The sequence below is a fragment of the Barnesiella sp. B2-R-119 genome, from assembly GCF_023656675.1.
Lineage (GTDB): Bacteria > Bacteroidota > Bacteroidia > Bacteroidales > Barnesiellaceae > Barnesiella > Barnesiella intestinihominis.
The window spans coordinates 772,615-785,127 of the sequence record NZ_JAMOKL010000001.1; the positions used below are offsets into that span (position 1 = coordinate 772,615).

Below are 12,513 nucleotides of genomic sequence, written 5' to 3' on the forward strand. Positions count from 1 at the left end.
CCTGCCCATCACCTTCCAAAACATCGTTTCGTATCACCCTGCCATAAAACGGGGTGGAAGCGGCATTTCTTTTGCAGAAAATTGCAGAAGAAATGGGGATTGTATTTCATCACGAAGAGATTACGGTCGAAGAGAACCGACAGAGAAACGAATACCTGCGACGGTATTATAACCCCGAGACGGGCGAGGGTAGCGATACAGGCGACCGCCGGATATTGCGGTTGCCCGATGCTCCCATACCGGTTCAATATATTCCGAAGGCTTTGTTCGATAACGAAATGATGGCGCAAAGACTCGTCGAATGCGGGAGTCTGGCGGTGTATGCCGAACGATACGGTCACGACAAAAGAATCGCTACCGACGAAGCAGGAAGAAACCCGCAACTCGCCGCCAGCGGGGATGCCACAGAAGAACTATGGAGGGAGTGGATACGGGTGCGCATTCGGTACGATTTCGAATTTTGGGCATTCAGCTTTGTCCGTATCAAAGATAAATTGGGAGCCGAAGACATTCCATTCCGTCTGAACAGACCGCAACGGCGCATATTGGGGATGCTCGAAGATATGCGCACGGCGGGAAAACCCATTCGCCTCATCTTGCTCAAAGCCCGGCAATGGGGAGGTTCCACTCTCGTACAAATCTATATGGCATGGATTCAGCTGGTGCACTGCCGTAACTGGAACAGCGTAATTTGTGCCCATCTCAAAGAATCGGCCGCCAACATCAAGGGCATGTACAGCAAACTGCTCGCCAACTATCCCGACTGGCTGCTCGACGGGGAGAAACCGAAGTTCAAACCGTTCGAGCGCATGGCGAACACATCGGTCATCGCCGGGCGGGAGTGCAGGGTAACCATAGGCTCGGCCGAGAGTCAGGAATCGGTGCGGGGTATCGACGCGGCGATGGCTCACCTCTCGGAGGTGGCTTTCTGGCGGAACAGCCGCATGAAATCGCCCGAACAGGTGATGCGCTCGATATGTGGGTCGATCATGCTGCTACCCTGTTCGATGGTGGTTATGGAAAGCACGGCGAACGGGACGGGGTCTTATTTTCACCAAGAGTGCGAACGAGCCAAACGCGGAGAGAGCGACAAACAGTTCGCTTTCGTCCCGTGGTTCGAAATAGAGATGTACACCCTGCCGGTCGACGACTACGACTCGTTCATCGGCAGCCTCACCGACTACGAACGCATGCTATGGCACAGGGGAGCCACGCTCGAAGCAATCGCTTGGTATCGGCAGAAACGGAAAGAGTATGCCCGGCATGCCGACATGATGGCCGAATATCCCAGCGACGATATAGAAGCATTCTGTTACTCGGGCGAACGAGTGTTCGATCCCACGTTGGTGGAAAAGTTGCGTCGCTGCTGTTGTCCGCCGCGGTTCGAAGGCGACATTCACGGCAAAGAACCCACTGGGAAACAGTCCTTGCAAGAAATCGAATTGGAAGCCAAACCCGAAGGGCCTCTGAAAATATGGGAATATCCCGCCAAAGAATGCGAAATGCGGGACCGCTATCTGGCAGTAGTCGATATAGGCGGACGCTCCGACACTTCGGACTATTCGGTCATAGCCGTGTTCGACCGTTATTGGATGCTCGATGGCGGCCCCGCCGAAGTCGTGGCGCAATGGCGGGGACACATAGACCACGACTTACTCGCATGGAAATCGGCTCAAATCGCCGCATACTATCAGAACGCTCTGCTGGTGATCGAGAGCAACACGCTCGAAACCGAGCACGACGATAGCGAACACTCGGCCTATATCCTCGACACGCTCTCCCGATATTACAACAACCTGTATGCCCGACAGTCCCCTCCCGACAGCATAGGACAGAAACCGCCTTCCCGTTGGGGATTCCACATGAATCGAGCCACCAAAGCACTGGTTATCGATGCTCAAAAGAACGCCCTTCGGGAAGGAAGCTATATCGAGCACGACACACAAGCCTGCTACGAACACGATGTATATGAACGCAAACCCAACGGCAGCTACGGCGCTATGGAGGGTCATCACGACGACATACTCATCACCCGTTGTATCGGGAACTATATATGTAGTCGGGACCTACCGTCCGCTTCATCGAAAGGTCATCGGAGCGAAAGGATCGTTAACGAGTCGTCTATATAAAAAACGTTCTCCGTTACCCAAACGCCCCTTGTCGCAACGAACCCCTCCGGCACTTCGTGCCACCTCCCCTATCTCGGCTCATCGCCGAGCAGAGGAGGAGGTGAAAGCATCTTCCTTTACAAAGGTTAAGGAAAACGGCACTACTTGCCATACTCTGCAATACTGAGGGATATCCCTCAGTACAAAAGACGGTAGACCATACATTTTGTTTACCTCTATCGAGTTTTACCAAACAGCCATAGAAAAATTTTGATTTGGCAGATAGATATTATTTAGAATTGATATAAATAAATTTTACCATTTATTTCCGTTCCAAACTAACATATTTCCATAATATTACAAATAATAAAAACTTTTTGAAACAATAAAAACACATACTACATAAAATAATTTTTATTTTTGTTCAAAATCATATCAATCATTCAATTTAAAATAATTAGTTTTGCACCTCGAAAACAGAATAAAGGACGTTCGACAGGTTACACATTCGGTGAAAACGAGAATAAAGCTCATAGGATTTATCTTACTACTTGGCTTGAATTTTCAAGGCATGGGACAGCATCGTTCTCATGGAGAACCTCTACGGAAGGGACGCATCAGTCTGAAATTGACCGTACGCGATTCCCACAATCGTAACGCCGTAGAGTATGCCACTCTTTTATTGAAAAAGGGTAAAAATCGGCAATTCTCAGGTATCACCGACGAAAAAGGTTCTCACACCTTCTTATCCATTCCGAAAGGAGACTATGAGCTGACCGTCACTTCCTTAGGTTACAAATCCCGGACAATCGACCTGCATGCCCGCAGAGATACGACTTTGACGATCTTACTCTTGTCGAACGATATCGCCATGCAAGACGTGGTGGTGACCGCCTACGAATCGAGAGGAGCAACCAGTGCATCGCGTATCGACCGAAAAGCGATGGAGCATCTGCAACCGTCGAGCTTTACCGATTTGGTAGAACTGTTGCCGGGAAACGTTTCGAAGGATCCCTCTATGGGCTCGGCCAACCTGATAAAACTACGCGAAGCCGGTGGGACAGGGCCGAGCGACTACGACGTGACCTCGTTCGGGACTTCGTTCGTTATCGACGGTGTCCCCCTCAACAACGATGCCAATATGCAGTATATCTCCAACAGTTGGGAAACGGGACGTAATACGACCGGCAAAGGGATAGACATGCGTTCCATCTCCACCGACGACATCGCCAAAGTAGAAATCGTGAGGGGAATCCCTTCGGTAGAATACGGCGACCTCACCAGCGGACTGGTCAACATAGAACGGAAAAAGGGAGGGAACGATCTCGAAGCCCGTTTCAAAGCCGACATGCAAAGCCAACTGTTTTATGTGGGGAAAGGGATAGAACTGACGGATAAACAATTTACGCTCAATACGGGTATCGACTACCTCGATTCGAAAATAGACCCTCGCAACAACCGAGAAAACTTCAAACGGGTGACCGGCTCGATACGGACCGAAAAACGATGGACGAACGATCATTGGCGATGGACTTTCAACTCCAATCTGAATTACCGGGGGACTTTCGAAAATGACAAAAACGATCCCGACCTCACTCCGTCGGGGGCAATAGACTCTTACGAATCGTCGAACAATGCCCTCTCCCTCGCCGGCACTCTATCGCTCAACAACCGCAAAAAGGGATTTTTCCGATCGCTTTCCTTGACGGCATCGGCCAGCGGTTCGTGGGACAATATCCACCAAGAAAAAACCGTCGTGCCCAGCAAATTGTCGGTCGTGCCCACGGCCACGCAACCGGGCGTACACGACGCCGAGATTCTGCCTTCGACCTATCTCGCATCGCTCGACGTGAACGGCAACCCGTTCAACGCATTCGTCAAAGCGATCGCCACATTCAACTACAATTACCGCAACTGGTTCAATATCATCAAGGTCGGAGGAGACTGGCGCATGAATAAAAACTACGGCGAAGGGCAGCTCTACGATATGAGGCGTCCCATCAGCATCGATATTACCACCCGTCCCCGACCGTTCAACGACATACCGGCCGAGCACAATCTCGCCTTTTTCATCGAGGAAGCCTCGAAGTTGCGATTGGGAAAACACCGCATCGACATTACCGCCGGCCTACGCAGCGCATCGCTGTTAAATCTCGATAACCGTTACGTCCTCGATGGAAAAATCTATCTCGACCCTCGTGTAAACGCAAAATGGGCATTGCCGCGTATCGGCGAGAGAAAGCCGTTGAGCATAGAACTATCGGGCGGAGTAGGCTGGCACACCAAAATGCCCGACATTTCGAAACTTTATCCCGACCTTTTTTACTACGACCTTATACAGCTCAATTTCTTTTCGAACGAAAATCCGGCCGTAAACCGCATGAACGTCCGCACATTTGTCGACGACCTGACCAATTACAACCTGAAAGCCGCCCGAAACATGAAATGGGAAGTGCGCGCCGATTTTTCGATAGACGACCACCGGTTATCGGTAACCTACTTCCGGGAAAAAATGACTTCGGGATTCCGGCAGGGAAAATCCTACACCCGGTATATTTATAACCGATACAGTACCGAGGGGCTGGACCCATCGACGATGACAGAGCCGCCCGACCTCGCCGACCTGACGTTTACCCCCGACTCGATACTGAAAGTACAAAGCGTCCACACCAACGGAAGCCGAATTTTGAAAGAGGGCGTGGAATTTCAATACTCCTCGAAACGATTTCCGATAATCCGCACGAGACTGACGGTAAACGGAGCGTGGTTCCGCACGACCTATAACAACAGCCAGCCGGTGTACAAACGTCCCTCTGTCGTTATCGACGGTCGACAAATCAGATACATAGGACTTTACAACGAGGACGACGGTTATATTCGAGAAAGTTTCAATACCAACTTTACTTTCGACACCGATATACCGCGGCTCAAACTGGGATTCTCCACATCTATTCAGTGTATGTGGTTCACATCGAGCCAAAGCATGTGGGAAAGCGGGGTTCCCATCGCCTACGTCAATATGGAGGGCGAACTCCTTCCCTACACCGATGCCGAACGGAACGACATGATATTGCAACACTTGGTGGAATCGCACTATGAAAACAACTTCAAAAAACGTACGATTCCCATCGATGCCAATATAAATATCAAGGTCACGAAGAAAATATGCCGGGATAAAATCGCACTGGCCTTATACGTCAATCGGTTGGTAAGCTATCACCCCGATTACACGTTGTTCGGGAACACAATCCGCCGGACTTCCAACCCCTACTTCGGCATGGAAATCAATTTCAGATTATAGAACCAATTAAAAATCAAGGCATTAAAAAGAGAACAGACTTACAAACGAATTTAATATACAATAAACATTCAATAAAACCATTATGAAACTGAAAAGATTTTTTTCATTCCTGTTGTTCGCCGCTGTAATCACGGCGTTCACTGCTTGCGACGAAGACGAAGACACTTCCATTCCCGTCGACGTAACCCTCAACTTTACGGCTCCATCGGACACGATCACCTCGTTCACATGGGCCGAAGGCAAGGCCACTTTCACAGACCTCAACCGTGGGAAAGAATACGAGCTCGACCTGTCCCAAAGTTCCGTCATCACACTTTCTTCGGGACTTTATAACATCACGGTCGAAGGAGCCATAGCCAGTACTTCGGGCGAAATCCTCTGCAATGTACGCAGCACGAAAGACAACGTACAAATCTCTGCCCCATCGACTTCGATCGCTTTGGAGCTATCGATCTACACCCCGAGCAACTCCCTTATTCTCAAAGAGATTTATGTAACGGGGACAGCCAATGATAAAGGGACTTCCAGTCTCTATGACAAATACTTCGTCATCTACAACAACAGCAGCGAAACCGTCTATGCCGACGGAGTGGCCTTGCTCGAAAGCACTTTCGGGACGACCGAGAAATACCAATACAACGACAACCCGCAACCGATGACGACCACGTTTACCGCAGCCGCCATCTATGTCATTCCGGGTAACGGTACGGAACACCCTCTCGCTCCGGGCGAACAACTCGTTCTCGCAGATCAAGGCTACGATTTCACACAGACCAAAGCCGATGCCATCGATTTGTCGATCGCCGATTTCGAATGGTATGACGAAACCGAAAAAGGCATGGACCCGGATATAGCCGAAGTTCCCAATCTCGACAAATGGTATAGCTACTCGGCTACCATCTGGATACCCAACAACCAAGCGAACCGCGCTTACGCCATCGCCCGCATGGGAGTGTCGAAAGACGAATTCCTCGCCAACTATTACAAAGAATATCATTATACGGCCACGAACGGTAAAGAGATGACCAAAAAGGGTTATGACGTACCGGTAGCATGGGTTCTCGATGCCGTCAATCTGGGAAATACCGGCTTCGAAAGAATCGCTACCCCCGCAGTGCTCGACCACAGTTATGCTACTACCGGAATCGCCGGGACAGACAAGACCCGTTTCGGGCGGTCGTTTATCCGCAAAGTAGCTTCTTCCACAGGCAGCTATACGGTTTACCAAGATACCGACGACTCGGCCAACGATTTCACCTTTACGACTCCATCGTTGAAGAAATAATCTTAACAGACATCGGTCGTCATGAAAATACGTTTCTGTTCTTTTCTAACCATAGCACTCTTTCTGCTCCCTGCTTTGCAGGGGGCGGAAAGAGACTCTTTGTCTTTGCTTCGCACGATTGCCGAGTATGAAGCCTTGCCTGCGAAATGGATAGAAACGGTTTATACCAACCCGGCCACCCGATATTACCAGCATTGTACTTCTCTGACTCGTATCTCCTTAAACGGGGTTTACGGAAAAGAAAACGAAGCTGCCCTCTTGCAAGCCGGCGACGGTTATCTGAAAGGAGCAGCCGACGTATCGTCGTGGATAAAGCTGAGCGATCGCACCCGCCTGTGGGGTAACGCCCGCTACACAACCGGAAAAGAAACCGGTGTCGTATGGAACGAAACAGCAGACTTCGAACTGCTCTACCCCTACGTCATGGCCGATTCCATCGGGGGAGACCTTTCCCTGCAAGAATATGCCTTCACGGGAGGATATTCGGGTCGAGCCGGAAAATTCACATGGGGTATCGAAGGGAGCTACCGTGCCGCACTGGAATATCGAAACCGGGATCCTCGTCCGAAGAACATCGTCTCGGACCTCGATTTTGCCGGCGGAGGTTCCGTGCGATTGGGTAAATATGTCGTGGGAATATCGGTCTTGGCACAAATATATAGCCAAGACAACACGCTCGACTTTTATGCCCCGCTGGGTAGCGCCTATATCTATACGATGACCGGACTGGGAACGACCTCGGTACGATTCGGGAAAGGCGATGTCACCGATACGAACTACAAGGGCTACGGTTACGGAGCCGGCATTCAACTGCTTCCCGCACAAGGAAGGAAGGGCATATACGCCGCAGCGAACTACCGCAAATATAGCGTGACCCAACATCTCGACGGGTACAACAACCTGCCTTTAACCGTACTCGACCGCACTCTGCTCGATATGACCGCCGGATATTCGACAAAGCAGGACATGCACACAGTCGGGATTCAAGTAAAAGGAGCTCTCTATAACCGTAAAGGGACAGAGAACACCTTCGGCAGTGCCGCCGGCAATAATTACGACCAAATAGGCAGCACGACCCCGTACACCTCCGACCAAATGAAAATACAAGGTGAATTACTGTACGGCATAGAGGCCGGGAAAAATTTTAAAGGGTACATTCGCCCCTATTACCTGTGGTTTCACACCGATATTCGTCAAAAAGAGAAAAAGCATAGGCTAAAAACCAACAGCAGCGAATATGGACTGAAAATAGATGCAAGCGGCATATTCGAAAAATCTCTACTATCTTTATCGGGAAACATAGGAATTCGAACCGGCGGCAACGGGGAATTGTCCATACCGACCGTACAGAAAGACTGCGTGCGTGAAATGCTGGAACATAATTTCGTCCTGTCGAAGGCCCGACGAACAAACTACGGAATAGCATTGGAATGGAGCCGAATATTCTCGGGCTGGGCTTTATCGGTCGCCGCCGACTGGCAGCAGAGCCATTACGAAAAGCACGGCACGGCCAACTATGCCGGAGTAAATATAGGATTTAACTTCTGACCGAAAAGAACAAACACATATAGCTTTTTATATGGAAACAATTATCAAATGCTCGAACCTCACCCATTACTACGGGTCGAGAAAAATATACGAAGACCTCAACTTCGAAGTCCCCAAAGGGAGGATTTTGGGGTTGCTGGGGAAAAACGGCACAGGGAAAACGACCACGATCAATATTTTAATGGGTTACTTGAAACCCCGCTCGGGCGAATGCCGTATCTTCGGAGAAGACATACAGCGAATGCAGCCGGTGACCCGCGAGCGTATCGCCCTGCTCATCGAGAACCATGTGCAATACACGTTCATGAATATCGAACAGATAGAGCGATTTTACTCGGCTTTTTATCCGAAATGGAACAAAGAGGCCTATTATGAACTCATGCGCAAACTGAAAGTCGCGCCGAAACAAAAAATCTCCCGCATGTCGTGCGGACAAAGATCGCAGGTGGCTTTGGGTCTCATTCTCGCCCAAAACGCCGATTTGCTGGTACTCGACGATTTCTCGATAGGACTCGACCCCGGCTACCGCCGACTCTTCACAGAATATCTGCGCGAATACGCCAAAGCCGAAGAAAAGACCATCTTCCTTACCTCGCACATCATACAGGACATGGAACGGCTGGTCGACGACTGTATCATCATGGATTACGGCCGCATATTGATTCAGAAGCCTGTAAAGGAATTGCTCGACACCTTCACACGCTATACCTTCAAAACATCGTCGCCCGACAAGCTCCCCCACGCCCCGTCGTTATACAGCACGGCGGCCATACGGGATTCTGCCGAGACCTACTCGTTCGAAAACGAAGAACGTATCAAACAGATATTGCAAGAGCAATCGATACCCTATACCGATTTCAAATCCGAGAAAATGAATCTGGAAGACGTTTTCATCGGATTGACCGGAAAATACTAATCCTTTTATCATCGGAATTATGAATAAAGCTATATTTTTCAAAGAGTGGATCAAAACCCGGGGACTGTTTTTCATTACCCTGCTGGTATCGCTTTGTTTCGCCGGATACGTCATGATGCGCATCAACCGGGTCATCACTTTCAAGGGGGCCGACCACCTGTGGGCCATCTTGTTGAGCCGGGATACCGTGTTTATCGAGTTGCTACAATACCTGCCGCTCATCATAGGCGCACTGTTCGCTTCGTCGCAGTTTATTCCCGAAATGACGCAGAAACGGCTGAAACTGACTTTACACCTTCCCTATCCCCAGCAACGCATGATTCTATTGATGTTGCTGGCGGGAGTCGCGCAAATCAGCATCGTCTTTCTGTTGCAAGCCGCTTCCTTGTGGATTTACCTGCAACAACATATCGCCTGCGAAATGGTCGCACGCATATTGCTGACAGCGGCTCCGTGGTATATCTGCGGTTATACCGCCTACCTGATGACAGCGTGGATATGCCTCGAACCGACGTGGAAGCTGCGCATCGTCAATCTGCTGATCGCCGCAGGTATCGTGCGAATCTTTTTCCTGCTCGACAAACCGGAAGCCTATAATTCGTTTCTGCCGACGCTTATTATTTTCACCATTCTGTGCGCATCGCTTTCTATCCGGTCGGTTGTCCGATTCAAAGAAGGTTGCCAAGACTAATTTCAAAAACGGTATACTACAATGAAAAAATTCAGCAAAATATTTTTCTACCTGACGGCTGTCGTCCTATTGTCGTGGTTATTGCCGTGGCTTTTGCAATTCGCAGCCTCCAAACCGGGAAACGATCCTTTCACGTTGTACAGTTGCGTAACCAAACGGTTCGCATACATACAATCGAGCAAGGATAACGGGGTAAAACGCTACGACGCGAACGGAACGGAATATACGGTAGCACAATTCGACTCCATATTGCCTACCTTTTATTACAGACAGCTGTTCTCGAAAGACCGGCTGCCCGACACAATCAACGGGAAAGAGGTGACCCCGAAAATCATCGCTCACGGAAATTTCACATTCAAGCAGTCGGGCCGAGACGTGAATGTGACGAAGCCCGCATTGAACATGATTATGGAATCGATGCCGGACCGGATCGACCTCGAAAACCCCATCGAAGCTTTCCGCACGACCGATCGTATCACTTTCATCGATATGCGGGACAACACGGTCAACGAAAAAAAATCGGCTTTATTCGACAAAGTCATGAAACAAAAAGGGTTTGAATTTCCCGTGCGAACCTTGTCGGGAAACCCGACGAACCGGAAAGAGTATGACGAGGGTTATCTGATGGTAGACAACAACCACCGAGTATTCCATGTGAAACAAACCAAAGGACTGCCCTACGTGCGTGAAACGGGTGTGGCTCCCGAATTGGGTATCGAGCATGTAGCCATCACCGAATTCAGCAACCGCAAAACACTGGGATTGTTAACGGACAAAGATAACAACCTATATGTATTGAATCGGGATTACACGTTGCACAAATTGCCGATAGACAAATACGACCCCAAGACCAACACCCTGACCATCATGGGCGATATCTTCTACTGGACCCTAAAAATAAGCGACGAAAGAGGCGTGACCACATACGCCGTCGACGCTGACAGTTATGCTTTCGCCGACAGCCTGCGCTATGACTACCCGGAGACCGCTCTCGACAAATGGTCGAAATATATTTTCCCGTTCGAACTGTCGTTCACATCTTACGACGACCAATGGGTAAAACCGCGTGTGAGCATGGGATCGTGCTGGGTACTGATTTTGAACTTCGTTTTGGCCGCTTTGCTTTATTTTACAGCATGTAAAGGTAGCACATGTAGCCGCCGTCAAAAATTCATAACGACCGTAGCGACAATGATATTGGGCATATATCTGTTTATTCCGCTACTGGTTTGCAAACGGGCATAACCCGACGATTCGTTTATAAAATATTTGCTATCTTTGTCATAACAAAAATAAAGAAAAGATTTACAAACATTTAAACTACAACAATATGAAAAAATCCATTTTTATCCTTGCAGCCGTCGCCTTGCTTGCTATGGTGAGCTGCAACAACAAAGCTAAGGAGAATCAGAATCAAGAAAGCGCCGCAACAGTGGCTCTGAGCGTAGACGACATTTTAGCCAAAGGGGACAGCCTCGTAGGAAAAACCGTTACCGTAGAAGGTGTGTGCACCCATATCTGCAAACACGGCGGCAAGAAACTCTTCATGATGGGAACCGACGACACCAAAATGTTGCGTGCAGAGGCTTGCGAACTGGGCAGCTTCCCCGCTGAGGTTGTGAACAGCCTCGTATCGGTGACGGGAACTCTCGAAGAAGACCGTATCGATGAAGCTACCATACAGAGAATGGAAGAACAGTACAAAAATCAAAGCGGAGAGAAACACGGTGACGGAGAAGCCGGATGCGAAAGTGAAAAGAAAGCTGCCGGACAAGCCGACATCAATACATTCGAAGGTCGCATACAGAACTTCCGCGAACGCCTTGCCAAAGCCAAAGAAGCCGGTAAAGACTATTTCGTGATGTCGTATCACATCAACACGACCAGTTACGAAATTAAAAATTAACTCATAGAAACCGAACATGTCGAAAGAAAAACGTATATCGGGGAAATTCAGAAAATGGTGTCACATTCTGCATAGGGATCTTTCGTTCTTTTTTGCAGGGGTCATTCTCATTTATGCTTTCTCTGGCATCATGCTGAACCACAAACGCGACTTTAACTCCGATTACAGTATCACACAGAAAGAATACCGAATCGCAGGGAATTTTCCGAAAGCGAAAGCAGACTTTTCCAAAGCGTACGTGCTCGATTTGCTCGATGACTTGGGTGAGCGTAACAACTATACCCAACATTATTTCCCGAAAGAGAACACCATGAAGGTGTTTATCAAAGGCGGCTCGTCGCTGACGGTGAACACCGAGACGGGGGAGGCTTATTACGAATCGGTGAAAAAACGCCCTATATTGAGCAGTCTCAATCGATTGCACTACAACCCGAACCGGAACTGGACGATCTTCTCGGACATTTTTGCCGTGTCGCTCATCGTCATCACCCTCACGGGGCTTGTCATGCTTAAAGGGCGTAAAGGCTTCTGGGGACGGGGCGGTATAGAATTTGCCGCAGGCATACTCATTCCTCTGGCGTTCATTTTACTGTAAGACCGTTCGATTGCCATACGAAGATTCCGTGAAGGGATGCCGCCTTTCACGGAATTTTTGTATGATAAGAATTTCTAATAATCTGAAAAATAGCACCCCGAGAAACAGATTCATGCTGTAAAGCGAGTATCTTTGTAGCCTATCGTGGAATAGACTGTATCTA

At 49.1% G+C, this 12,513-nt stretch carries 9 protein-coding genes; all 9 read left to right on the forward strand.

Annotation, left to right across the window (positions count from 1 at the left end; translation table 11 throughout):
- The first annotated feature begins 92 nt into the window (after positions 1–92).
- The 9 genes from NBH06_RS02900 (at position 93) to NBH06_RS02940 (ending at position 12,350) form a co-directional block, all read left to right on the forward strand.
- The gene (locus NBH06_RS02900; protein ID WP_250792699.1) at positions 93–2,129 is read left to right on the forward strand and encodes a terminase large subunit; all 2,037 of its coding nucleotides are present in this window, start codon (positions 93–95) and stop codon (positions 2,127–2,129) included.
- 490 nt (positions 2,130–2,619) lie between these two features.
- Complete coding sequence (locus tag NBH06_RS02905; RefSeq protein WP_250792701.1) at positions 2,620–5,409, forward strand: TonB-dependent receptor; 2,790 nt, start codon at positions 2,620–2,622, stop codon at positions 5,407–5,409.
- Between the two features lie 82 nt (positions 5,410–5,491).
- Complete coding sequence (locus NBH06_RS02910; RefSeq protein ID WP_250792703.1) at positions 5,492–6,694, forward strand: DUF4876 domain-containing protein; 1,203 nt, start codon at positions 5,492–5,494, stop codon at positions 6,692–6,694.
- A gap of 21 nt (positions 6,695–6,715) precedes the next feature.
- A complete protein-coding gene (locus NBH06_RS02915) occupies positions 6,716–8,242 on the forward strand; it encodes a DUF6850 family outer membrane beta-barrel protein (protein ID WP_250792705.1) in 1,527 nt (508 codons plus the stop codon).
- Between the two features lie 31 nt (positions 8,243–8,273).
- Positions 8,274–9,158, forward strand: a complete 885-nt coding sequence (locus NBH06_RS02920) for an ABC transporter ATP-binding protein (RefSeq protein ID WP_155012069.1) — start codon at positions 8,274–8,276, stop codon at positions 9,156–9,158.
- 19 nt (positions 9,159–9,177) lie between these two features.
- Positions 9,178–9,849: a hypothetical protein gene (locus NBH06_RS02925; protein WP_195331309.1), complete on the forward strand. Its 672-nt coding sequence runs from the start codon at positions 9,178–9,180 to the stop codon at positions 9,847–9,849.
- A 21-nt stretch (positions 9,850–9,870) separates the two neighbouring features.
- Positions 9,871–11,094 (forward strand): DUF4857 domain-containing protein, encoded by a 1,224-nt coding sequence (locus NBH06_RS02930; RefSeq protein WP_250792707.1) that lies wholly within the window; start codon positions 9,871–9,873, stop codon positions 11,092–11,094.
- Between the two features lie 85 nt (positions 11,095–11,179).
- Complete coding sequence (locus NBH06_RS02935; RefSeq protein ID WP_046412694.1) at positions 11,180–11,755, forward strand: hypothetical protein; 576 nt, start codon at positions 11,180–11,182, stop codon at positions 11,753–11,755.
- Between the two features lie 16 nt (positions 11,756–11,771).
- A complete protein-coding gene (locus NBH06_RS02940) occupies positions 11,772–12,350 on the forward strand; it encodes a PepSY-associated TM helix domain-containing protein (protein ID WP_008861277.1) in 579 nt (192 codons plus the stop codon).
- Positions 12,351–12,513: the final 163 nt, after the last annotated feature.